The organism is Pelagerythrobacter marensis, assembly GCF_001028625.1.
Taxonomy (GTDB): domain Bacteria; phylum Pseudomonadota; class Alphaproteobacteria; order Sphingomonadales; family Sphingomonadaceae; genus Pelagerythrobacter; species Pelagerythrobacter marensis.
Map to the genome: position 1 here is coordinate 1,871,380 of NZ_CP011805.1, position 21,560 is coordinate 1,892,939.

Sequence of the window (21,560 nt, forward strand, 5' to 3'; positions counted from 1 at the left end):
GGCCGGCACCAGGAACGCGAAGATCGAAGGACAAGCCGCGATGGCACTGACGGAAATCAATTTCGACGGGATCGTCGGCCCCAGCCATAACTATGCCGGGCTCAGCCTCGGCAATATCGCCAGCGCCAGCCACAAGGGCGATCCATCCTACCCGCGCGCCGCCGCGTTGCAGGGTCTGGAGAAAATGCGCGGCAATCTGGCGCGCGGCCTGCCGCAGGGTTTTCTGCTGCCTCTGCCCCGTCCCAACGACAGGCTGCTGCACCGTCTGGCGGTCGATGGCACCGTCGATCGCGCGCTGATCGCCGCGGCCTGGTCTGCCAGTTCGATGTGGACTGCCAACGCGGCCACAGTCAGCCCGGCGCCCGATACGGCGGATGGTCGCTGCCACCTGACGCCGGCCAACCTGTCGACCATGCTGCACCGCGCGCAGGAATGGCGCGACACCAAACGCCAGCTGGCCATCGCTTTCGCGGACGAGGCCCATTTTGCCGTGCACGACGCCGTACCGGGCAGCTTCGGTGACGAAGGCGCGGCCAATCACATGCGTTTTTGCGAAGGGCACGGCGCGCCGGGGGTCGAGGTATTCGTCTATGGCCGACCCGGTGGCCGCTTTCCCGCGCGTCAGCACGAACAGGCCAGCCGCGCGGTCGCCCGCCTCCATGGCCTGGCGCCGGAGCGGACCGTTTTCGTGGAACAGAACCCTGCCGCGATCGAAGCCGGCGCGTTCCACAACGATGTCGTCGCCGTGGCCAATGAACGCGTGCTGTTCTGCCACGAGCAGGCTTTCGCCGACCGGTCGGGAGCCTACGAGGCGATTCGCGGGCGGTTTCCGGCGCTGGAGGTGGTGGAAGTTCCCGCCAGCGCGGTGAGCCTGGCCGAAGCAATCCGCACCTATCTGTTCAACGCGCAGCTCGTCACGCTGCCCACCGGGGCAATGGCACTGGTCGTGCCGGAAGAATGCCGCGAAAGCGCCGCGGTATGGAGCTGGTGCGAGGGGATGCTGGCAGGCAACGGGCCGATCCGGCAAGTCATTCCGGTCGATGTGCGCCAGTCCATGGCCAATGGCGGCGGCCCTGCCTGTCTGCGGCTGCGGGTGGTGGCCGATCCGGCGACGGTCGACCCGCGTTTTCTGCTGGACGAGGCGAAGGCCGAACGGATGGAGCGCACGATCGCCGCCCATTGGCCCGTACAGATCGATCCGGCCGATCTGGGCAGCAGCGACCTTGCCCGGCAAGTGCGCGCGGCCCGGCTGGCGCTGCTGGAACAGCTCGATCTGGCACAGCTTGGTTAACGCGCTGGACTCACCGTCGGCCCGGCTTACAATCCTGAAGCAGTTAACCATTGCGGCGCGCAGGTATCCACGACTGGCACGCCGCTTGCGTCCTGACCCGTTAACCGGGATCGGTTCGACAAAGGATGTTCATGCTTCGCAAGTTGGCCCGGCTGTTCGTGATCAAGACGCGGTTCGAAGCCTATCTGATCATCTACGCCCTGGCGCTGGGCGCGACCGCACGGGGCACGGCCTATCTCGGGCAATATCCGGGTTGGGGCGGCAAGCTGCTGTTCCTCGCCTGCACGGGCGCGGTGTTCCTTGCCGGCGCCAAGATCCTCGACGCGCTGCGTTACGAGCGGGAACGCAGGCAGGCGGACCGTGAGGCACCGCGCTGAGGGGAATGAAGGTGGGGGATTCTGTTGCTAGGCTCCCCCGGGCCCCCGGTATCCGTTCTGTTGACCGGTCGGTCCAACCGCGCTCTTAGCTTTATAAATTCAGGCCGTTAGGCCGTCACATTACGCAGCGAGAGCAAGTGCTTCATTATCGTTGGCACTTGTGAGTTTTGAGCCTTTAACGGGTTACTCAGCCCGGGCGAAAACGATGCCTTTCAACACACGTCGATCCTGGTTCGGCCCCATCAGGAAACGTTTGCCGTCAAACGCCTTTTGGTGGAGCCGCCGGGTACTGCCCCCGGGTCCGTTGTGCCTATTGCACACCGCAATTTATCGCCATAGCCGACTGACGCCGGCACCGCCCTATATAGGGCACTGGCGATTAATGTGAAGTGACCGGAAAATGGCCGCTGGGGTGCCCGCGCGACGCAGGCCGAACCTCAGCCCCGCTTCTTCAGCTCGTCGCGGATTTCCTTGAGCAGGTCGAGCTCGGTCGGACCGGCGGGCTTTTCTTCCGGCGGCTTGTTCTCGAACTCCGCCATCACCTTGTTGGCATAACGGACCAGCAGGAAGATGATGAAGGCCAGGATCAGGAAATTGATCACCGCCGTTATCAGCGCGCCATAACCGATCATCGCCGCACCCGCTTCCTTCAGCGCGGCATAGTCGCCGGTCGAACCTTCGTACCCCTCGGGTACGCTCAGGAGGATGAAATAGCTGGAGAAATCAACACCGCCGAAGATCCAGCCGATTACCGGCATGATCACGTCTTCGGTCAGCGAAGTGACGATGGTGGTGAAAGCCCCCGCGATGATGACCGCAACGGCCAGTTCCATCACGTTGCCCTTGGCAACAAACGCCTTGAATTCCGCAAGCACCGTTTCGAACCTCCAATGAACCTGGATGGCGGACATGCCAGTGTAAAGCGCTCCTGCCAAGTCCGGGGAAATTCTTGAAAAGCGCTTTGGGTGTGCTATCTGCGCAATACAGATTGTCGCGGTGCACGGTGCGACCGCGCAAGGGGAGCTTTGTTCGATGAACTGGAAGTCCGTCCGCCGCTTTTCGCTCGTTGCCCTCGCCTCGATCGGGCTGGCCGCCTGCGGGATCAACTCGGTCCCCGCTGCGGAAGAAAACGCCAAGGCGAAATGGGCCGACGTCCAGGCCGCGTTCCAGGAACGTGCGAACCTGATCCCCAATCTCGAACAGATCGTCCTGTCTTCGGCGGAGCAGGAACGCGAAACCCTGAACGAGGTGATCGAGGCGCGCGCTTCGGCCACCCGCCCCGAAATCCAGGTCGATGGCGCGGACCTCAGCAATCCGCAGGCAATGGCGCAGTACCAGCAGGCGCAGAGCCAGCTTGGCGGCGCGCTGAGCCGGCTGCTGGTGTCGGTCGAGCGCTATCCCGAACTGCGCAGCCAGGAAAACTTCGGCCGTTTCATGACCCAGATCGAAGGGCAGGAAAATCGCATCCGCGTCGCCCTGCGCGATTATAACGAGGCGGTGCGCCAGTATAACACCACGATCCGCACCTTCCCCGATACGATCGGCGCGAACATCATCCACGGTGCCGAAGCGATGGTCCCGTACGAAGCGGTGACCGAAGGGGCAGAAGTCGGTCCGACGCTGAACATGCGCGCCGGCAACGGCGGCGATACCAACGCAGGTGCGAACGATAACACCGCCGACCAGCCTGCCGCTGCGGCGAACAATTGACCCTGGCACCATCGCGCGCCGTGCGTGAGGCCCTGCGTCTGCTGCTGATCCTGGCGGCAGCGCTGGGCCTGGCACTGCCTGCCGCGGGGCAGGATTTCCCCGAGCGCGGCACCGCGCCCGTGGTCGATGCCGCGAACATCATCGACGAAGCGACCGAAGCCGAGCTGACCCAGGCGCTCACCGCCTTCGAACAGCGCAACCAGCGCCAGTTCGTGATCGCCACGATCCCCGATCTGCAAGGCTACGACATTTCCGATTACGGATACCGCCTCGGCCGCGAATGGGCGCTGGGCGATGCGGAGAACAACGATGGCATCATCCTGATCGTCGCGCCGAACGAGCGGCGGATGCGGATCGAGGTTGGCTATGGCCTCGAAGGGATAATCCCCGATGGCCTCGCCTTCGAATATGTCGAGGAAATGAAACCCTATTTCCGCGACGGCGATTATTCCGCCGGGATCGCGCTGGGCGCACAGCGGGTCATCAACCAGCTCGAATTGCCGCCGGAAGAAGCCGCGCAGGTCGCGGCGCAGGCCGAACAGTCACGCCAGAGCGAGGGGGGCTTCCCCTTCGGCGCGCTGATCTGGCTCGCCTTCCTGTTCATTTTCTTCGTCCTGCCGATGTTCGGCCGCGGGCGCCGGCGCCGTTATCGCAGCGGAATGGGCGGGGTCGTGGGCGACATCGTGCTGTGGGAAGCCGGCAAGGCAATCGCGCGCGGCCTGTCCGATGACGACTGGGGCGGTGGCGGCGGATTTGGCGGTTTCGGCGGCGGCGGAGGGGGCGGCTTCGGCGGCTTTTCCGGCGGCGGCGGCAGTTTCGGGGGCGGCGGCGCCTCCGGGGGGTGGTAAGCGATGGGATATCTTGACGCCAACGGACATCGCACCGTCACCGACGCGGTGGCGGCGGCCGAGCTGGAAACCTCTGGCGAAATCGTGACCGTGATCGGCGACCGGTCGGATGAATACAACGATATCGCGCTGCTCTGGGCCATAGCCGCCGCGTTCACCGCGATGAGCGTGCTCGCCCTTTTTCCCAAATTCTTCCTGGGTCTGATCGACGCATTGATGGGCGGGTGGACGCACGAATGGACGCCGGGCGAGCTGTTCGGCATTCTCACCGCAGTCGGCCTGCTGAAATTCGCCGGGGTCTGGGCGATCCAGCTGTGGCAGCCGCTCAAGTTCGCGCTCGTCCCCGGCCCGGTGAAAAGCGCGCGCGTTCATGCCAAGGCGGTCAAACTGTTCAAGGTGGGGGCGGAGCGGCGCACGCATGGGCGCACGGGCGTGCTGATCTACCTTTCAATGCGCGAACACCGGGCGGAAATCGTCGCCGACCAGCCGATCGCGGAGATCGTCCCGGCAGAAGTCTGGGGCGAGGCGATGGCCGACATGCTCGCGGAAATTCGCAAGGGCTGCGTGGCCGAAGGCATGGCCGCCGGGGTCCGCGATGTCGGCAAGGTTCTTTCCGGCGAGTTTCCGCGCGCCGAAGACGACCAGAACGAATTGCCCGACCGGCTGATAGAGGTCTGATGACCGCCGACCGGGACGCACCCGAACACGTCGTCTGGCAGGGCAAGTACATCGTCGCCAAAACCCGCGGGCGGTGGGAATACGTTTCGCGTGCGCGCGGCATTCGGGCGGCGGTGATCGTAGCTGTCGAAGACGGCCATGTCCTGCTGGTCGAGCAGTATCGCGTTCCGCTGGGCCGGGTGTGCCTGGAACTGCCGGCAGGGCTGGTGGGCGACGACGCGGGCTGCGAAGACGAAGCGGTCGAAGCCGCCGCGATCCGCGAGCTGGAAGAAGAAACCGGCTATACCGCAGCGCAGATGGAAAACCTGGGCGAATTCCATTCGTCGCCCGGCATGGTCAGCGAAAGCTTCACGCTGATGCGCGCCCGCGGGCTCAGCCGCTTCGGCGAAGGTGGCGGTACCGATAGCGAAGACATCACGGTCCACCGGGTGCCGGTGGGCGAGATCGGCGAATTCGTTGCCCGGCGCCGCGCGCTGGGCCATGCGGTGGACGTTCGGATCGCCCTGCTGCTCGCGGGCGGCATCGTTGGGGAGGATTGATATGGCAGGCAGATGCGCAGGCAAGCTGGCGCTGGTGACCGGGGCGGCTCAGGGTCTGGGGGCAGCGCACGCACGGCGCCTGGCCGAAGAGGGTGCGCGCGTGCTGTGCACCGATATCAATGGCGAAGGTGCGGCGGCGACGGCGGTGGCAATCGACCGCGATCTGGGCGATGGCACGGCGTTCTCATGCGCACACGACGTGACCGTGCCGGAACAGTGGGAGGCGGCAGTCGAAACTGCGCGCGACCGGATGGGCGGGCTCAACGTGCTGGTCAACAACGCCGGGATCGGCGTGGGCGGCAATATCGAAACTTGCGACTTCGCCGATTGGAAGCGCTGCTTTTCAATCAATGTCGATTCGATCTTCCACGGCTGCCAGAAGGCCCTGCCGCTGATGCGCGAGCACGCGCCGGGATCGATCGTCAACATCTCCAGCATCGCCGGGCTGATCGCGAGCGATACGATGCCCGCCTACAACGCCAGCAAGGCGGCGGTCTGGATGCTGTCCAAATCGATCGCGCTGCACTGCGCGAAGAACAACATGGGCATTCGCTGCAATTCGGTGCATCCGACGTTCGTCGATACGCCGATCCTCGACGGAACGGCGCAGCAGCACAATCTGGAAAAGGGTGTACTGCTGGAAAAACTGGCGCGGCAGATACCGCTGAAATTCGTGGGCGAGCCGAACGATATCGCCAATGCCGTGGTCTATCTGGCGAGCGACGAAAGCCGCTTCATGACCGGGGCCGAAATCAAGCTCGACGGCGGCATTTCGGCGATGTGACGGGGCGGCGATGTGACGGGCCCCGCCGGGGAGCCCGTCAATCGGCGATCAATGCGATGGCGAGATAAACCAGGATCAGCGATCCGAACCCGATCAGCGTGCCGGCGACGAAGGCGATCCGAACCCAGGTCGGATCGGTTTCGAAGTAGTTTGCGATCCCCCCGCATACGCCGAACAGCTTGGCATTGCCCTTGTCGAGGCGAAAATTGCGGTCCGGCGTCACTGCGGTCCTGTCGTCGTGGTGGTGGTCGAGCCGGCTCATACCAGGATACCGGCGGGGCTGGCGGGGACGATCGCTGCGGCGAAGAAGACGGCCGAAACGGCGAAGGCGGAAACCGCGGCGATGACCCGGTTGCTCATGTCGTTGAACGATTGCATGGTAAGTATTCCCTTCCTTTGTTGCGGTCCGAGGGGCGATCCCTGCGAACACCCAATGCTTTGCACGGGGCGTGCCAGTTTTGAAAAACCGCAGAATTCCGCGGTTTCTTTGGTGGAAGCGCTCAGTTCACCCACCGTTCATTCCCGGACTTTGGGAAATTTCACCACATATCGGGATCGGCAAAATGGATAGTCTTGCACGACGCGCCCGGCTATCGCCTGCGCTTCGATGACGCTCGATCTCATCTCCCTTTCCGACTTCCGCAATCATGCCCGCAGCGAGCTGTCGGGCACTGCCCATTTCAACCTCCTCACCGGGGAAAACGGTGCGGGGAAGACCAACGTTCTGGAAGCGCTGTCGTTGCTCGCGCCCGGCCGGGGGCTACGGCGCGCACCGGTGGCGGAAATGGCGCTGGCCGATGGCGCGGGCGGATTCGCGATCGGCGCCACCCTGGCCGACAGCGGGGGGGAACCGGTGCGGCTGGGCACCTTCGTCCGCCCCGACCGCCCCAACCGCCGGCTGGTTCAGGTCAATGGCGCGGAAGCGAGCGCGGCGAGCCTGGGCGAATGGCTGGCGCTGAGCTGGCTGACCCCGGCGATGGATCGCCTTTTCGCCGATAGCGCAGGCGGGCGGCGGCGCTTTGTCGACCGCATGGCCCTCGCGCTCGATCCCTCCCACGCCCGCCATGCGACCCGCTACGAAGCTGCCCTGCGCGAACGCAACCGGCTGCTGGGCGACGATGCCCCGCCCGATCCGGTGTGGCTCGACGGGGTGGAACGGCATCTGGCCGAACACGGCAGCGCGCTGGCCCAGGGGCGATCGCGCACCATCGCCGCGGTGGCGGGCGCGCTGGCTTCATTCCCGGACGAACCTTTCGCCCGCCCCACCCTCGCCTATGCGGCCGGGGGCCCGGTCGAACGGGCAGACCTTGCCGAGGCCCTGCGCGAAAATCGCCGCCGCGACCGGCAGGCTGGACGGACCCTGATCGGTCCGCATCGTGACGACATGGCGGTTGTCATGGCGGGAAAGGACATGCCCGCTGCGATCTGTTCGACCGGAGAGCAGAAGGCGATGCTGATCGCGATCACCCTCGCCCATGCCGAACTCGCGGCGCAGGGACGGCCCGGCGTGCTCCTGCTCGACGAAGTGGCCGCGCATCTCGACCCGGTCCGGCGAGAGGCGCTGTTCGATCGGCTGCGCACCGGCGGCTCGCAAGTCTGGCTGACCGGCACCGAGCCGACCCCGTTCGCCGCCATCGCAGAAGAGGCGGCGATGTGGACGGTCGAACGCGGGCAGGTCGCCCGGCGCTAGATACCTGGCGCCAGACCGCTGGCGTCAGCTACCGCTATCCGCTTCGTCGTCCGGCAGGGCCGTGACCACGGCGCCGGCCGTTGCCGCGACGAGAGCCTCGATCCCTTCGGCTGTGGGATGAATGCGGTCGGGCTGGATCAGCTCTGGCCGATCATAGACCGGCTCAAGAAAGAACGGCACCAGATCGGCATCATATTCCTCCGCCAGCGCGGGATAGAGCGCATCGAATGCCTGCTGGAATTCCGGCCCGTAATTGGGCGGCGCGCGCATTCCCATCAACAGGACCGGAATGTCGCGCTGCCGCAGGATTTCCAGCATCTGCGCCAGATTGGCCTGCGTTTCCGCCGGCTGAAGGCCGCGAAGCAGATCATTGCCCCCCAGTTCCAGAATCACCAGGTCGGGCGCGCGATCCTGCGCGTCGAGCGTGAAAGTCAGCCGCTGCAGGCCCGCCGCGCTGGTATCGCCGGAAACGCCGGCATTGGCGATCCGGGCATCTATCCCGCGTGCCCGAAGCGCGTTTTCCAGCCGCGCGGGATAGCTTTCCCCTTCGTCCAGATTGTATCCGGCAAACAGGCTGTTCCCAAACGCCAGAATGCGCCGTTCCGGCCCACTGACCGGGGCTGCCTCGGTCGCAATTTCCTCCTGCCCCGCAACTTCGCGCGGCGGCGCATCGCCGCTGCCGCACCCGGCCAGCAGAAAAGCGGCAATGATCGACGAACGGGCGAGACGCATCGGCAAGGCTCCTTGTTCCTTTCCCATGCCTATGCCATCGCCAGCACGTGACAAGTCCCTCTCTCGCCATTTCGGCACGAAATCTCACTCTCACCCTTGGCCAGTCCGGCACACCGGTGGAGATCCTTCGCGGGATCGACCTCGACGTGCGGACCGGCGAAATCGTGGCGCTGCTGGGCCCCTCGGGATCGGGCAAAAGCTCGCTGATGGCGGTTCTCTCCGGGCTCGAACGCGCCAGCGGCGGGACCCTGCAGGTCGCCGGGCAGAATTTCGCCACGATGGGGGAAGACGCGCTGGCTCTGGCGCGGCGGGGACAGATCGGGATCGTCCTTCAGGCCTTCCACCTTCTGCCCACGATGACCGCGCTGGAAAACGTCGCCACCCCGATGGAGCTTTCCGGGGCGAGCGATGTCAGGGCCCGCGCCAGGGCGGAGCTGGAGGCGGTCGGCCTGGGCCATCGCCTCGACCACTATCCGCAGCAGCTTTCCGGCGGCGAGCAGCAGCGCGTGGCGATTGCCCGCGCGATCGCGTCGCGCCCGCAACTGATCTTTGCCGACGAACCGACAGGCAACCTCGACGTGGCGACCGGGCATGACATTATCGACCTGCTCTTTTCCCGCCGCGAGGAAACCGGGGCCACCCTGCTGGTGATAACGCACGATCCCGAACTGGCCGCGCGATGCGGGCGGGTCGTGACGATCGAGGATGGCCGGATCGCGAGCGACACCGGTGGCTAGAGCGCTACCGCTGGCCACCGCCTGGGCGATTGCCCGGCGCGATCTCAACGCGCGGTTCAAGGGGCTGCGCCTGCTGCTCGTCTGCCTGTTTCTCGGCACCGGGGCGCTGGCCGCGATCGGCACGCTGACCGGCGCGATCGAAAGCGAGCTGGAAGAAAGCGGGCAGATCCTGCTCGGCGGCGATCTGGAAGTCGAGGTCTGGCAGCGCGACTTGCGCCCCGACGAGAAGGCGGCGCTTGGCGAATATGGCCGGGTGTCGGGCGGCACGCGGCTGCAGGCAATGGCGAGCGCGGGCGACAACGCCGCCCCGGTCGAACTGAAGGCCGTTGACGAGGCCTGGCCGCTCTACGGCACATTGACGCTGGCCGACGGGCGGACGGCAGGCGCCCCGGCAGCGGGGGAAGCGTGGCTGGCGCCGGGCGCAATCGATCGGCTGGGGATCGCAGTGGGCGACGAGTTCCGCATCGGCACGCAGAACGTGGTCGCCGCGGGAATTATCGCCGATGAGCCGGACCGCCTTTCCGAAGGGTTCCAGCTTGGCCCCACGGTCATCGTCGCCGAGGATCTGCCGCACCGTGCGGACCTGATCGCGCCGGGCGCGATGTACCAGAGCAAATACCGCGTCGCCTTCACTCCCGACCGCGACCCGGACACGGTGGAGGAAGCGCTGGAAGAGCGCTTCCCCGATGCCGGGTTCGATTTCCGCACCCGCGACCGCGCTTCGCCGGGGGCGGACCGGTTCGTCGGGCGCATGGGCGAATTTCTCGCCCTCGTCGGACTGGCGGCGCTCGTCATCGCCGGGATCGGGATCGGCGGCGGGGTTACCTCCTATCTGGAGGCACGCCGCGCGAGCATCGCAACGCTGAAAGTGCTGGGCGCGACCAGCAGCGATATCGCGCGGATCTACGCACTCCAGATCGCCGCCGCCGCGCTGGTGGGCAGCGGACTGGGGCTGGCGGCGGGCGTGCTGGTCACGCCGCTGCTTTCCGCCGTGCTGCAGGATCTTCTGCCGGTTCGCAGCGGCTTCGTGTTCGCGCCGGGCGCGCTGGCGCTGGCCGCCGGATACGGGCTGCTGGTTGCCCTGGTCTTCGCCGCGACGCCGCTGCTGCGCGCGCGCCGTTTTCCGGCAATGGCGCTGATGCGCGCCGGCATCGTCCCGCTGGTCCGCGACCGAACCGCCTTGCGCTGGGTGCTGGCGGGCCTTGCGGCAATCGTCGCGCTGGTCCTGCTCACTTCGCGCGATCCGATGCTGGCGGCGATGTTCCTGCTCGGCGCGGGGGCGACGCTGGGGATGCTGGCGCTGCTCGGCCGCGCGATTGCCTGGCTGGCGGCGCGCCTGCCCCGGCCCGCCAACCCACTGCTGCGCAATGCGATCGCCAGCTTCCATCGCCCCGGGTCATCGACCGGTCCGCTGGTCACGGCGCTCGGCTTCGGCCTGTCGGCGTTCGTCCTCCTGGCCGGAATACAGACGGCGATAAACGGCAATATCGAACGCCGCGTACCCCAGCAGGCGCCCGACTATTTCGTGCTCGACATTCCGCGCGACCGCGCTGCGCAGTTCGAAACGCTGGTGGAGCGGGAGCATCCGGCAGCGGAGATCCGAATGGTGCCGGCGCTGCGCGGGGCCGTGTTGGCCTACGGCCCGCGCGATGCCATGACGCGGGTCGCCGATCTGGAGGAAATTCCCGACGGCGCATGGGGCCTGCGCGGAGAGCGCGGCCTGACTTACGCCGATCAGGTGCCACCCGGAAACACCCTGGTCGAAGGCGAATGGTGGGGTCCGATGTGGAGCGGGGAACCGCTGGTCTCGGTCGACGAGGAACTGGCCGAAGCCGCCGGAATCGCGATCGGCGACTATATCACCATCGGTGTTCTGGGGATCGAGCGCACCGCGCGGGTCGCCAGCCTGCGGCGGATCGACTGGGAAAGCATGGGGTTCAACTACGTCTTCGTGTTCAGCCCCAATGTCCTGCAGGACGCACCGCACAATCTCGCCGCGACCATCCAGTTGCCCGAAGGGTCCGACACCGGCCCGCTGCTGCGGGAACTGGTCGGTGCCTTCCCGTCCAGCTCTGTGATCGAGATCGGCGGGGTCCTGGCACAGGCGCGTACGATTCTGGGGCAAGTGAGCATTGCAACCTTTGCCGCGGCCTCGGTCGCGGTTCTCGCCGGGCTGGCCGTGCTGATCGGGGCAATCGCCGCCGCCCGGGCCGCGCGCACATACGATACGGTGGTTCTGCGGGTACTCGGCGCAAGCCGACGGCAAATATTGACGATGCAGCTGGTCGAATACGGGCTGCTGGCGCTAGCCCTGGCGGCGGTCGCCTTCGCGCTGGGGTCTGCCCTGGCCTGGCTGGTCGTCACCCGCCTGTTCGAATTCGACTGGCTGCCCAACTGGGGCGCCATGCTGGCCGTGCTGGGTGCCGGGCTGCTGGTGGTCGTGGTGTTCGCCCTGGCCGGCTCCCTCCCCCTGCTCCGCGCCCGACCGGCACAAGCCCTCCGCGCGCTGTAGCGGCGCTGATCTGGGCACGGCGCAACGTGCGAACGTGTGAGGCACCGTCGTGTTTCTCCGATCCCTCGCACAGGAGGCGGAAAGGATCGGTCTTCGCGAGGTGATCCCCTGCGAAAGCAGGGGTCCAGGACGGCGGGCGCCGGGACTACTTCTGAGTTCCTGCTTTCGCAGGAACTCACGACGGGTGAAGCGCTCCTTGCGATGCCAAGCCGTCCGGCGATGACAACGAACGCTCTCCGCAAAACCTCTCCGATGTGATCCCCAGCCTGCGCGGGGGATCGGGCTCCATACGAGAAAGGGGGCCACCTTGCGGCGCCCCCCTTCGTCTTTGATCGTCGGCTGCCGCCGCGCCGGTCAGAACTTGAACCGCACGGTCCCGCCGTAAGTCCGCGGCTGGTTGGGGTAGCCCGAGACGGTGCCCGCCTGGGCCACGCCGTCGAAGATCTGCGTGATATACCGGTCGTCGGTCAGGTTGCGAACGAACGCGCTGACTTCCAGCCCCATGTCGAGCGCCAGCGTGAGCGACGCGTTCACCTGGTTGACCTCGCGCCGGTACAGGCGCGCCATCGCGATGCCTGCCTCGTTGCTGCCGAACCCGGTCAGGCCGTCGGTGATCTGCGTATTGCTCTCGTGATAATAATCGAGCCGGCCGATCAGCGCATTGCCCGTCATGCCGAATTCGTGCGTGTAGGTGGCCGAAGTTGCCAGCGTGAATTCGGGAATGCCCGCCGGGCGCGTGCCCGACAGGTCGCCCAGGGTGGAGTTCGGGAAGCTGTCGTACTTCGGATCGAGGTAGGTCAGCGCGAAAGTGAACACCAGCGGATCGGCCGGCTGGATCACCGAATCGAACTCGAAACCGCGAGTCGATTGCTTGCCCGCATTGGCCAGCGCGAAACCGGTGCCGGTGAAGACGTTCGACTGGAAGCCTTTCAGCGTCTGGTCGAACACCGCCAGGTTGAATTGCAGCCCGGGGAAATCGCCCTTCAGGCCGGCTTCGTAGACTTCCGCCTCCTCAGGACCGGCGAAACGCGTGCCGGTCGTCAGGTTGGGCACGCCCAGCCCGGCATCGCGGATCGGCGAAGACGGGGCCAGAATCGTGCTGCCGTAGGGACCCGGCGTGTAATCGGCAGGCAACGGCCGGCTGTCGCGCGACAGGTTGACCGAAGATGCCTTGAACCCGGTGGCATAGGTCACATAGGCGTTCAGCCGGTCGGTCACGTCGAACGCGGCGCGCAGCGTATAGCTGAAATCGTCGTCGCGCGTGCGGCCCGGCTCGACCGCGTTGGGCACGTTGAGGAACGGCGGCAGGAACTGGAGTGGCTGCAGCGCCAGCAGCGGGTTCGTCGCCGGGTCGGTCGCCGCCGCGGCAATCGCCCCGAAAGCGGCCGGATTGGCCTGCTGGAACGCCGCAATGGCTGCGCCATCGACGCTGCTGGGCGGCACGCCCATCGCCTGGGCGATCTGCCCCACGATCACTGCGTCCACCAGGTTCACGTTAGCCAGCGGATCGAGCGAAGTCTGCTCGAGCGAGAAATCCTTCTTGTCCTTGGTGTAATTGAACCCGGCGGTCAGCGTCAGGCCATCGAACGGTTCGAAATCGACCGTGCCGAAGATCGAATAGGCTTCGTTATCCAGGGTGAAGTATTCGCGGGTGGCAGCGCCTTCGGCGAAGATGGAGCCTTGCGCGAAGCCGAGCTGGCTTTCGACGAAGCCCAGCGTGCCCGGCGTGCCGCTGCCTGCCAGCAGGTCGAAGAAGGGCCGCGCGTCGGGCCCGTTGGTCAGGCCGCTGTTCTGTTCCACCTTCTCGTTGAAATAGAACGCGCCGAGCAGGAAGTTGATCGGCCCGTCGAAATCGGACGCGATGCGGAATTCCTGCGTGAAGGTGTCGTAGGCCTGGTCGCGCATCTCGCTGACCACGTCGGCGCTCGAGAAATCGACATCCTGCTGGCTGAGCGAACGCAGTTCACGATAGGCGGTGATCGAGGTCAGCGTCAGCGCGCCCAGTTCCAGATCCGCCTGGAGCGAGGCGCCATAGTTCTCGATCTCGTTGACCGGCAGGGTGTTGAGATAGGTCTGATCCGAGAACAGGTTTTCGGGATCGATCGCCCCGCCCACTGCAAACAGCAGCGGCACCGTGGGCCCGGCGACGACATTGCCGGCAAAACAGCACAGCTCGTCGATCTTGGAGTAATCGCCGATCGCGCGGATGCGCAGCGGGCCGCCGTTTTCGAACAGCAATTGCCCGCGCACAGAGTAGCGATCGCGTTCGTTGATCTTCTCGTCCAGGTTGACGACATCGACGTAACCGTCACGCTTGTTCATCCCGGCGTCGAGCGAGAAGGCGATGCTCTCGCTGATCGGGCCGGTGATGTCGCCCTTCAGCACGATCTGGTCGAAATTGCCGTAAGTCGCGCTGACCGATCCGCCGAAGTCGAATTGCGGCGCGCGCGTCACGACCGAGATGACACCGGCCGAAGCGTTCTTGCCGAACAGCGTCGATTGCGGGCCGCGCAGAACCTCCACCCGCGAAACGTTGGCGATGTCAGCGATCTGCCCGGCCGAACGCGAACGGAACACACCGTCGATGAACACGCCGACCGACGGTTCGATACCCGCGTTGTTCGCGCCGTTGCCGAAACCGCGGATGATGAAGGTGGTGTTGGCGGAGCTTTGCAGCTGGCTGACACGCAGCGAAGGCGCCACGGTCTGCAGGTCGATAAGGTCGCGGATCTCGGCCCGTTCCAGCGTTTCACCCGAAGTGACGCTGACCGAAACCGGGGTTTCCTGCAGGGTCATCTCGCGCTTGGTCGCGGTCACGACGATCGTGTCGCCGGTCGAAAGCGGGGCCGGGGCCTCGCTGCTTTCCTGCCCGGCATCGGGCGCCGCTGCCCCCGCATTCTGCGCAAACGCCGAAAACGGCAGGGCAACGCCGGCCACGCCTGCGAACAGGGCCGAGCGAACGGAAACTGAAAAACGCATCTGGATTCCTCTCCAACAACCTTCTTTTCAAAAGCCTTCTTGCACGAGGCTCTGCGGGTTTTGCCCCGACTGTTATGGTGAATACGTCCTCTGCCGGAGCCTCTCAAGCGCGCGAACACGCCCCGCAACACGCCAAACGGCTATGTGCCTTTCGAGTCACAGGTGCCCTTACGGCAATGCGGCGGGGCTGACGGGCAGACGGCAGGAATCGCTAAAAATCAACGCGCCAGGCCGCAGGGCGACACCATGCGGCTAGGCAAAAACATCCGATGCCAAAGTGCCCTTGGGATCTTCCCCAAACCGATTCGGCCCCGGCGTGCCGGGCAGCAGCATCAGCACGAGATAGGCGATGCTCGCGATCAGACCGATGAAAGGGATTATGCCTACGACGACGAGGCCCAGAAACCACCAACCCGACATGTCGCGATCGTGGAGCCGGCGCACATTGACCGCGACGTTCGGGATTACTGTTGCCAGCCACCACAGCGGCAGGAGCAGGCCGATGCCGGATAACAGCCCGCTATAAACGACTGTGGAGCCGGCCGGACTATCGAAGGAGGATCTCTCCGGACTTCCGAACCCGAAGACCAGCGCCATAATAGCCGCAACCACGATCACGTTAAGCAGCGTGAACATCCAGAATTCCATGCGCCGCGAGCGGCCCGAGAAATCGAAGTAGCGCTTCAGCGGCAAGATCATCCAGTGCATCGATAGCTCCCCATCCGCGAAGGCGGCCTTCATCGCCCCCTTCCGACCCCGAGAATGGACCACAAGCCGCAACCCCCGGCAACGCGAATCTTCATCGGGCGGCCCGCACCGCTTGCCCCGCGCCCCGCGCTCGTCTACGGCGCGCGCGTTTATTGCGCTGCACCATCGTCGCGCGCCAGCACCGAACCGAAAGCTCTGAAAGATGTCCGAACGTCTCCGTAACGTGGCGATTATCGCCCACGTCGACCATGGCAAGACCACTCTGGTCGACCAGCTCTTCCGCCAGTCCGGCACGTTTCGCGAGAATCAGCGCGTTGACGAGCGTGCGATGGATTCGAACGATCTGGAAAAAGAACGCGGGATCACCATCCTCGCCAAGTGCACTTCGGTCGAATGGTCGGGCGGCGACGGCGAAGCGCATCGAATCAACATCGTCGACACGCCCGGCCACGCCGACTTCGGTGCAGAGGTGGAACGGATCCTGTCGATGGTCGACGGGGTGATCCTGCTGGTCGATTCGGCCGAAGGCGCCATGCCGCAGACCAAGTTCGTGACCGGCAAGGCGCTGGCGCTGGGTCTGAGGCCGATCGTCGTGGTCAACAAGATCGACCGCCCCGACGGCCGCCCGCAGGAAGTGCTGGACGAAGTGTTCGACCTGTTCGTCAGCCTCGACGCCAAGGATGAGCAGCTCGACTTCCCCGTTCTCTACGCATCCGGCCGCGATGGCTACGCCAGCGAGGACCAGGCCGCCCGCGAAGGCACGCTGGAACCGCTGTTTCAGCGGATCGTCGACCACGTCCCCGCCCCCGGCCTCGACGATAGCGGGCCGTTCACGTTCCTTGCCACCCTGCTCGATCGCGACAACTTCATGGGCCGCGTTCTGACCGGGCGGGTCCAGTCGGGCACCGTCAACGTCAACGATCCGATCCATGCGCTCGATATGGACGGCAATGTGATCGAAACCGGCCGCGCGACCAAGCTGCTGGCTTTCCGCGGGCTGGAACGGGTCCCGGTCGACAGCGCGCGCGCCGGCGATATCGTCGCGCTCGCCGGGCTGGAGAAGGCCACCGTCGCCAACACGTTGGCCGATCCGGCGGTGAAGGAACCGATCGCCGCACAGCCGATCGATCCGCCGACGCTGGCCATGCGCTTTGCCGTCAACGACAGCCCGCTGGCCGGGCGCGAGGGCAGCAAGGTCACCAGCCGCATGATCCGCGACCGCCTGCTGCGCGAAGCCGAAACCAATGTCGCGATCCGCGTTACCGAGAGCGACGACAAGGACAGCTTCGAAGTCGCCGGACGCGGCGAACTGCAGCTGGGCGTGCTGATCGAGACGATGCGGCGCGAGGGCTTCGAACTGGGCATCAGCCGCCCGCGCGTGCTGTTCCGCGAAGACGGCGGTAAGCGGCAGGAGCCTTACGAAACCGTGGTCATCGACGTCGATGACGAGCACTCCGGCACGGTTGTCGAGAAGATGCAGCGGCGCAAGGCGGACCTGACCGAGATGCGCCCTTCCGGCATCGGCAAGACCCGCATTACCTTCTCCGCGCCCAGCCGCGGCCTGATCGGCTATCACGGCGAATTCCTGTCCGACACGCGCGGCACCGGGATCATGAACCGCCTGTTCGAGAAGTACGATGTCTACAAGGGCCCGATCGAAGGGCGCCAGAACGGCGTTCTGATCTCGATGGTCTCGGGCGAGGCAGTGCCTTACGCGCTGAACGCGCTGGAAGAACGGGGCGAGCTGTTCATCGGCGGCGGCGCGAAGATCTATGAAGGCATGGTGATCGGCGAAAATGCCAAGCCCGACGATCTCGAAGTCAATCCGATGAAGTCGAAGCAGCTGACCAACTTCCGCTCCACCGGCAAGGACGATGCCATCCGGCTGACCCCGCCCCGGCGGATGAGCCTGGAACAGGCGATCGCCTATATCGACGACGACGAAATGGTCGAAGTGACCCCGCAGTCGATCCGCCTGCGCAAGGCGATCCTGGACCCGCACGAACGCAAGAAGGCGAAACGCCGCGCCGAAGGCTAACTCGTCCAGCGCAGCATTCGCATTGTTCAGGGCGTCGGCCCCTCGCCGCCGCGCGGGCCCGACGCCTCAGTTCACAAGATGGAGTTCGGCCAGCGCGAGCGCGGCGTAGAGCGCGGTGCCGGCGAAGAACGGCAGGAAATAGCTCTGGCGTTCTTCGGGCAGCTCCTCTTTCAGAACGACCAGGATGATGGCCCCGCCGACGAAGGCGAAGAGCCCCCCGATCGCCAGCGGCGGAAGCGCCAGAGCCACGCCGGCCAGCCAGCCGCCCAGTGTCGCGAGCACCAGTGCCCAGCGCCCCCGCCGGTCGTAGAGTTCGACATGATGGCGGCGCGCGCCGTAATCGGCGGTGACGAAGTGGAGCATCATCGCCACGAAATAGAGCGCCAGCCCGGCCGCGCTCTCATCCTCCCGATGGTTGAGGAGATAGGCGATGACGAAAATCAGCAGCCCATTCGCGCCGATGTGGAGGCGGAACATCGCGTGTTCCGGCCTGTCCCGCCCTTCGCTTTCGCGCTGGGCATCGCGCGATGCGACGATCGCCCGTTCCATTCCGTAGAACAGGATCAGGCCGGCGAGGGCCAGGGTATAGACGGCCGCTTCGGCAAGCGGCGCCGCCAGGCCGGTCGCCCGTTCGAAACTCGCGGCGTGGGCCCCGATCTCGGGCATGATGTGCAGGAAAACATATCCGACCGCGACCCCGCCCGCGAAGCTCAGCCACCGGCTGCGAGGGGTCGCATCGAGAATGCGCAACCGCCCCACGAACAGGTGAACCGCGCAGAACGCGAGGGTCATGACGAACGTGGCGAAGGGCAGGAAAAGATCGGCCACCATCCAACAATACTGGGCCAGCCCCGGTCATGATGACAACTGCAAAGGCAGTCCTTCCCCATCCTGCATAAAATGTTGCGCAGGCAGATAACATCGTTTCCCCATCGCCAATCGACACTGTTACGATCGATTGCCCGCCAGCAATGCACGGCTGATCGCGGCGAATTTTGCCGAACCGGTAGTAATTGGCGCGGTTGCTTGTTACCCCCTCGCCCATGCAGACAGGGACCCTCGTTTCACTCGCCCTCTATTTCGTTCTCATGCTGGGCATCGGGCTCTATGCCTGGCGCAAGTCGACCGACACGTCCGAAGCTTATCTGCTCGGCGGGCGTCAGCTTCACCCCGCCGTCGCCGCGCTCAGCGCGGGCGCATCGGACATGTCGGGCTGGTTGCTTCTGGGCCTTCCCGGCGCGCTCTACGCTGCCGGCCTGGTCGAAGCGTGGATCGGTATCGGGCTGTTCGTCGGGGCGCTGGTCAACTGGATCGTGGTGGCCCCGCGCCTGCGCGAACAGACGGTGCGGCTGGGCAATGCGCTGACCATTCCCGAATTCCTCGCCAATCGTTTCCCCGACAAGGCGACCGCCCTGCGGGTGGTTTCGGCGATCATCATCGTCGTGTTCTTCACCGTCTATACCGCGGCCGGCCTGGTCGGCGGCGGCAAGCTGTTCGTGACCAGTTTCGCCGGCCTCTTCGGCGATGTGGGCATGAGCGATTACATGTTCGGCATCTGGCTGACTGCGGGCGTCGTGCTCGCCTATACGATGGTCGGCGGCTTCCTCGCCGTCAGCCTGACCGACTTCGTCCAGGGCTGCATCATGGTCGTCGCGCTGGTGATCATGCCGCTGGTGGTGATGTTCGGCCCCGGCGGCAGCGCGGGCGAATCGCTGACGCTGGTTCAGCCCGGCTTCCTCGACATCGGATACGGCCTGACCTTCATCGGCTTCCTCTCGGCGGTGACCTGGGGCCTGGGCTATTTCGGGCAGCCGCATATCATCGTCCGCTTCATGGCCGTTCGCAGCCAGAAGGACGTGGCCGTCGCGCGCAATATCGGCATGACCTGGATGTTCATCTGCCTGATCGGCGCGCTTGGCGTCGGGCTGGCCGGGCGGGCCTATGTCGCGCGCAACGGCCTGGTGGTGGACGACCCGGAAACGATCTTCATCGTGCTCGCCAACCTGCTTTTCCATCCGCTGGTTACCGGCTTTCTTCTGGCCGCCCTGCTCGCCGCGATCATGAGCACGATCAGCTCGCAGCTGCTGGTATCGTCCAGCTCGCTCACCGAAGATTTCTATCGTCTCTTCCTGCGCAAGGAAGCGAGCGAGCGCGAGATCGTGAATGTCGGACGCGGGGCGGTGCTGCTGGTCGCGCTGGCGGCGATCGTCATCGCTTCCGATCCGGAGAGCAAGGTTCTGGGCCTCGTCTCCAACGCCTGGGCCGGTTTCGGCGCGGCGTTCGGGCCGCTGATCATCCTGTCGCTGACCTGGAAACGCATGACCGGGGCTGGCGCGGTTTCCGGCCTGGTGGTCGGGGCCGGCGTGGTCGGCCTGTGGATCGCGATGGGGTGGAACGGCAGCTTCCTGGGCGGCGAAGGGGTGTACGAAATCATTCCGGGCTTCATCGCCTCGTGGCTGGCGATCTGGGGCGTAAGCCTTGCGACCGCCCCCACCGCGGTGGAGCAAACCGCCTGATCGCTCTGCCGACCCGGTAACCGCCCCGTGCCGGCGACAGAGCTTCTGGCAAGTTCCTGGCAATGCGCCATTAACCCGCGCCGTTGCACAAGGGCGAGATGGTTCGCGCGTTCGCAATTGGGATCAGCGTCCTGGCGCTGGCTGGATGCCAGATCCTGCCCGGAAGCGATCGATCCGGGTCCGACCGCTCACCCGCCAGCGGCGCCGGGAATACGATTTCGAACAATCCCGAGGCACGCCAGTGCCTCGCCGATCTGGGCGCCACCGGCGCTGGCTTCACCCCATTGCCCGATCGCCATGCCGGGCGCGGCTGTTCGCTGATCAACACGGTCGAACTGTCCCGCCTGCCCGGCGACCGCGGGGCCTTTACGGTGAGCAACCTCGGCCCTGTCGCCTGCCCGACCGCAACCGCCTTCACCGCTTGGGTCCGTTACGGTGTCGACCGCGCGGCGCGGGCCTATCTCGGCAGTCCGATCGTGCGGGTTGAAACGATGGGCAGCTATGCCTGCCGCAATGTCGCGGGCAGCGGGCGACGTTCCGCCCACGCCACGGCGGAGGCGATCGACATCGGCGCGTTCCATCTGGCCGACGGACGGCGCATCAGCGTGCTGAACGACTGGGATGGCGGAACCTCCGCCGAACGCAAGTTTCTGCGCGTGATCCAGCGCAGCGCGTGCAAACGGTTCGAAACGGTGCTGGGCCCCGAATACAACGCCGCGCATCGCGATCACTTCCATCTCGAACGCGGCGGCGACGGGGGTTTCTGCCGCTAGGCGATCAGGGCTGCGTTTCCAGGCAGATCCGCACCGCCTCGGCCGGATGCCGCGCCCCCAGCTTCGCCATCATGTTGGCCCGATGGATTTCCACCGTCCGCGGGCTGATCTTCAGCATGCGCGCTATCGCCTTGTTGCTGCTGCCCCGGGTCAGCCATTCCAGCACTTCGCGTTCGCGCCGGGTTAGCGCCCTCACCCGCCGGCGCGCGTCAATCAGGCGGCGCTGCGCCGCGGCGTGCGCTTCTGCATCGGGCTGCACCCGCACCAGCGCCGCGCGCAGGACCGCTGCGGTCAGCGGCAGTGGCAGGAAATCGATTGCGCCCGCGCGGATCGCCGCAACCACTTGCGCCGTATCGGGCCAGGGCGCGACGGCCAGCACCGGCAAGCCGACATAACGATCGGTGAAGTGTGCCATCGCCGCACGGATGCCACCCCACGGCGCATGGTCGCGGACCACCGCGATCCCCGCTTCGGGGCGGAAATCCGCCACTTCGCCGACCGTGCCGTAAACTTCCGCGTGGCGGCCCGCCGCCAGCGCCAGACGGGCCAGTTCCGCCCGCTGGCGCGCATCGGGGTCGACGATGTGGAGGGTCCTGCTTGCGTCCATGCGCGGCAGCGATGCCCCGATTTGCCGGTCGCGGGGGAGAT

General features: G+C 65.8%; 21 protein-coding genes and 1 other RNA gene. 13 read left to right on the forward strand and 9 right to left on the reverse strand.

What is annotated here, in order from left to right; translation table 11 throughout:
• Positions 1-40 precede the first annotated feature (40 nt).
• A complete protein-coding gene (locus tag AM2010_RS08945; RefSeq protein WP_047807848.1) occupies positions 41-1,291 on the forward strand; it encodes an N-succinylarginine dihydrolase in 1,251 nt (416 codons plus the stop codon).
• Positions 1,292-1,422: 131 nt separating this feature from the next.
• The gene (locus tag AM2010_RS08950; RefSeq protein WP_047807849.1) at positions 1,423-1,668 is read left to right on the forward strand and encodes a hypothetical protein; all 246 of its coding nucleotides are present in this window, start codon (positions 1,423-1,425) and stop codon (positions 1,666-1,668) included.
• Between the two features lie 46 nt (positions 1,669-1,714).
• Here AM2010_RS08950 and ssrA read toward each other — a convergent pair.
• Both ssrA and mscL read right to left on the reverse strand, forming a co-directional pair.
• Positions 1,715-2,061: a transfer-messenger RNA gene (ssrA, locus tag AM2010_RS14040) on the reverse strand.
• Between the two features lie 44 nt (positions 2,062-2,105).
• Complete coding sequence (mscL, locus tag AM2010_RS08955) at positions 2,106-2,543, reverse strand: large conductance mechanosensitive channel protein MscL (RefSeq protein ID WP_150115336.1); 438 nt, start codon at positions 2,541-2,543, stop codon at positions 2,106-2,108.
• A 157-nt stretch (positions 2,544-2,700) separates the two neighbouring features.
• On the opposite strand from mscL, the gene AM2010_RS08960 reads away from it, so the two are divergent.
• From AM2010_RS08960 to AM2010_RS08980, 5 genes are read left to right on the forward strand one after another with little or no spacing between them, the layout of a single operon-like run.
• Positions 2,701-3,378: a LemA family protein gene (locus tag AM2010_RS08960; RefSeq protein ID WP_047806771.1), complete on the forward strand. Its 678-nt coding sequence runs from the start codon at positions 2,701-2,703 to the stop codon at positions 3,376-3,378.
• Positions 3,375-4,226, forward strand: coding sequence for a TPM domain-containing protein (locus AM2010_RS08965; RefSeq protein WP_338047398.1), 852 nt, complete (start codon positions 3,375-3,377; stop codon positions 4,224-4,226). Before AM2010_RS08960 ends, AM2010_RS08965 begins: the two co-directional genes overlap by 4 nt.
• A 3-nt stretch (positions 4,227-4,229) precedes the next feature.
• Complete coding sequence (locus tag AM2010_RS08970) at positions 4,230-4,904, forward strand: TPM domain-containing protein (protein WP_047806773.1); 675 nt, start codon at positions 4,230-4,232, stop codon at positions 4,902-4,904.
• Positions 4,904-5,443 carry an NUDIX hydrolase gene (locus tag AM2010_RS08975; protein ID WP_047806774.1) on the forward strand — a complete coding sequence of 180 codons (540 nt, stop codon included), beginning with the start codon at positions 4,904-4,906 and terminating at the stop codon, positions 5,441-5,443. The genes AM2010_RS08970 and AM2010_RS08975 overlap by 1 nt, the downstream gene beginning before the upstream one ends.
• Position 5,444: 1 nt before the next feature.
• Positions 5,445-6,227 carry an SDR family oxidoreductase gene (locus AM2010_RS08980; protein ID WP_047806775.1) on the forward strand — a complete coding sequence of 261 codons (783 nt, stop codon included), beginning with the start codon at positions 5,445-5,447 and terminating at the stop codon, positions 6,225-6,227.
• Positions 6,228-6,264: 37 nt separating this feature from the next.
• On the opposite strand, the gene AM2010_RS08985 is transcribed toward AM2010_RS08980, so the two are convergent.
• Together AM2010_RS08985 and AM2010_RS14335 are read right to left on the reverse strand one after the other, a co-directional pair.
• The gene (locus AM2010_RS08985; RefSeq protein WP_047806776.1) at positions 6,265-6,489 is read right to left on the reverse strand and encodes a PspC domain-containing protein; all 225 of its coding nucleotides are present in this window, start codon (positions 6,487-6,489) and stop codon (positions 6,265-6,267) included.
• Positions 6,486-6,605 carry a recombination protein F gene (locus tag AM2010_RS14335; protein WP_201784070.1) on the reverse strand — a complete coding sequence of 40 codons (120 nt, stop codon included), beginning with the start codon at positions 6,603-6,605 and terminating at the stop codon, positions 6,486-6,488. Before AM2010_RS14335 ends, AM2010_RS08985 begins: the two co-directional genes overlap by 4 nt.
• Before the next feature lie 229 nt (positions 6,606-6,834).
• Between AM2010_RS14335 and recF the strand changes: the two genes are divergently transcribed.
• The gene (gene recF / locus AM2010_RS08990) at positions 6,835-7,917 is read left to right on the forward strand and encodes a DNA replication/repair protein RecF (RefSeq protein WP_047806777.1); all 1,083 of its coding nucleotides are present in this window, start codon (positions 6,835-6,837) and stop codon (positions 7,915-7,917) included.
• A 24-nt stretch (positions 7,918-7,941) separates the two neighbouring features.
• On the opposite strand, the gene AM2010_RS08995 is transcribed toward recF, so the two are convergent.
• The gene (locus AM2010_RS08995; RefSeq protein WP_047806778.1) at positions 7,942-8,649 is read right to left on the reverse strand and encodes an arylesterase; all 708 of its coding nucleotides are present in this window, start codon (positions 8,647-8,649) and stop codon (positions 7,942-7,944) included.
• A 47-nt stretch (positions 8,650-8,696) separates the two neighbouring features.
• Between AM2010_RS08995 and AM2010_RS09000 the strand changes: the two genes are divergently transcribed.
• Entirely contained in the window at positions 8,697-9,386 is a 690-nt protein-coding gene (locus tag AM2010_RS09000; RefSeq protein ID WP_047806779.1) for an ABC transporter ATP-binding protein, read from the forward strand.
• The gene (locus tag AM2010_RS09005; protein ID WP_047806780.1) at positions 9,355-11,898 is read left to right on the forward strand and encodes an ABC transporter permease; all 2,544 of its coding nucleotides are present in this window, start codon (positions 9,355-9,357) and stop codon (positions 11,896-11,898) included. Before AM2010_RS09000 ends, AM2010_RS09005 begins: the two co-directional genes overlap by 32 nt.
• Positions 11,899-12,252: 354 nt before the next feature.
• On the opposite strand, the gene AM2010_RS09010 is transcribed toward AM2010_RS09005, so the two are convergent.
• Together AM2010_RS09010 and AM2010_RS09015 are read right to left on the reverse strand one after the other, a co-directional pair.
• The gene (locus tag AM2010_RS09010) at positions 12,253-14,877 is read right to left on the reverse strand and encodes a TonB-dependent receptor (protein WP_047806781.1); all 2,625 of its coding nucleotides are present in this window, start codon (positions 14,875-14,877) and stop codon (positions 12,253-12,255) included.
• A 252-nt stretch (positions 14,878-15,129) separates the two neighbouring features.
• Entirely contained in the window at positions 15,130-15,618 is a 489-nt protein-coding gene (locus AM2010_RS09015) for a DUF805 domain-containing protein (RefSeq protein ID WP_236699495.1), read from the reverse strand.
• A 169-nt stretch (positions 15,619-15,787) separates the two neighbouring features.
• Here AM2010_RS09015 and typA point away from each other — a divergent pair, with 169 nt between their 5' ends.
• On the forward strand, positions 15,788-17,623 hold the full coding sequence (typA, locus tag AM2010_RS09020) for a translational GTPase TypA (protein ID WP_047806782.1): 1,836 nt from the start codon (positions 15,788-15,790) through the stop codon (positions 17,621-17,623).
• 66 nt (positions 17,624-17,689) lie between these two features.
• Here typA and AM2010_RS09025 read toward each other — a convergent pair whose 3' ends face one another.
• Positions 17,690-18,451, reverse strand: coding sequence for a ZIP family metal transporter (locus AM2010_RS09025; RefSeq protein ID WP_236699496.1), 762 nt, complete (start codon positions 18,449-18,451; stop codon positions 17,690-17,692).
• A 215-nt stretch (positions 18,452-18,666) separates the two neighbouring features.
• Between AM2010_RS09025 and putP the strand changes: the two genes are divergently transcribed.
• Together putP and AM2010_RS09035 are read left to right on the forward strand one after the other, a co-directional pair.
• Complete coding sequence (putP, locus tag AM2010_RS09030; RefSeq protein ID WP_047806783.1) at positions 18,667-20,139, forward strand: sodium/proline symporter PutP; 1,473 nt, start codon at positions 18,667-18,669, stop codon at positions 20,137-20,139.
• Positions 20,140-20,237: 98 nt separating this feature from the next.
• Entirely contained in the window at positions 20,238-20,912 is a 675-nt protein-coding gene (locus AM2010_RS09035; RefSeq protein WP_047806784.1) for an extensin family protein, read from the forward strand.
• A gap of 4 nt (positions 20,913-20,916) precedes the next feature.
• Here AM2010_RS09035 and AM2010_RS09040 read toward each other — a convergent pair whose 3' ends face one another.
• Positions 20,917-21,519, reverse strand: coding sequence for a response regulator transcription factor (locus tag AM2010_RS09040; protein ID WP_047806785.1), 603 nt, complete (start codon positions 21,517-21,519; stop codon positions 20,917-20,919).
• Positions 21,520-21,560: the final 41 nt, after the last annotated feature.

Bases quoted from the DNA above. Each gene is read 5' to 3' on its own strand.
- AM2010_RS08945 (WP_047807848.1), top strand. From the start codon at position 41: ATGGCACTGACGGAAATCAATTTCGACGGGATCGTCGGCCCCAGCCAT.
- AM2010_RS08950 (WP_047807849.1), top strand. From the start codon at position 1,423: ATGCTTCGCAAGTTGGCCCGGCTGTTCGTGATCAAGACGCGGTTCGAA.
- AM2010_RS08960 (WP_047806771.1), top strand. From the start codon at position 2,701: ATGAACTGGAAGTCCGTCCGCCGCTTTTCGCTCGTTGCCCTCGCCTCG.
- AM2010_RS08970 (WP_047806773.1), top strand. From the start codon at position 4,230: ATGGGATATCTTGACGCCAACGGACATCGCACCGTCACCGACGCGGTG.
- AM2010_RS08975 (WP_047806774.1), top strand. From the start codon at position 4,904: ATGACCGCCGACCGGGACGCACCCGAACACGTCGTCTGGCAGGGCAAG.
- AM2010_RS08980 (WP_047806775.1), top strand. From the start codon at position 5,445: ATGGCAGGCAGATGCGCAGGCAAGCTGGCGCTGGTGACCGGGGCGGCT.
- AM2010_RS08985 (WP_047806776.1), bottom strand. From the start codon at position 6,489: ATGAGCCGGCTCGACCACCACCACGACGACAGGACCGCAGTGACGCCG.
- AM2010_RS14335 (WP_201784070.1), bottom strand. From the start codon at position 6,605: ATGCAATCGTTCAACGACATGAGCAACCGGGTCATCGCCGCGGTTTCC.
- recF (WP_047806777.1), top strand. From the start codon at position 6,835: ATGACGCTCGATCTCATCTCCCTTTCCGACTTCCGCAATCATGCCCGC.
- AM2010_RS08995 (WP_047806778.1), bottom strand. From the start codon at position 8,649: ATGCGTCTCGCCCGTTCGTCGATCATTGCCGCTTTTCTGCTGGCCGGG.
- AM2010_RS09005 (WP_047806780.1), top strand. From the start codon at position 9,355: ATGGCCGGATCGCGAGCGACACCGGTGGCTAGAGCGCTACCGCTGGCC.
- AM2010_RS09010 (WP_047806781.1), bottom strand. From the start codon at position 14,877: ATGCGTTTTTCAGTTTCCGTTCGCTCGGCCCTGTTCGCAGGCGTGGCC.
- AM2010_RS09015 (WP_236699495.1), bottom strand. From the start codon at position 15,618: ATGAAGGCCGCCTTCGCGGATGGGGAGCTATCGATGCACTGGATGATC.
- typA (WP_047806782.1), top strand. From the start codon at position 15,788: ATGTCCGAACGTCTCCGTAACGTGGCGATTATCGCCCACGTCGACCAT.
- putP (WP_047806783.1), top strand. From the start codon at position 18,667: ATGCAGACAGGGACCCTCGTTTCACTCGCCCTCTATTTCGTTCTCATG.
- AM2010_RS09035 (WP_047806784.1), top strand. From the start codon at position 20,238: ATGGTTCGCGCGTTCGCAATTGGGATCAGCGTCCTGGCGCTGGCTGGA.
- AM2010_RS09040 (WP_047806785.1), bottom strand. From the start codon at position 21,519: ATGGACGCAAGCAGGACCCTCCACATCGTCGACCCCGATGCGCGCCAG.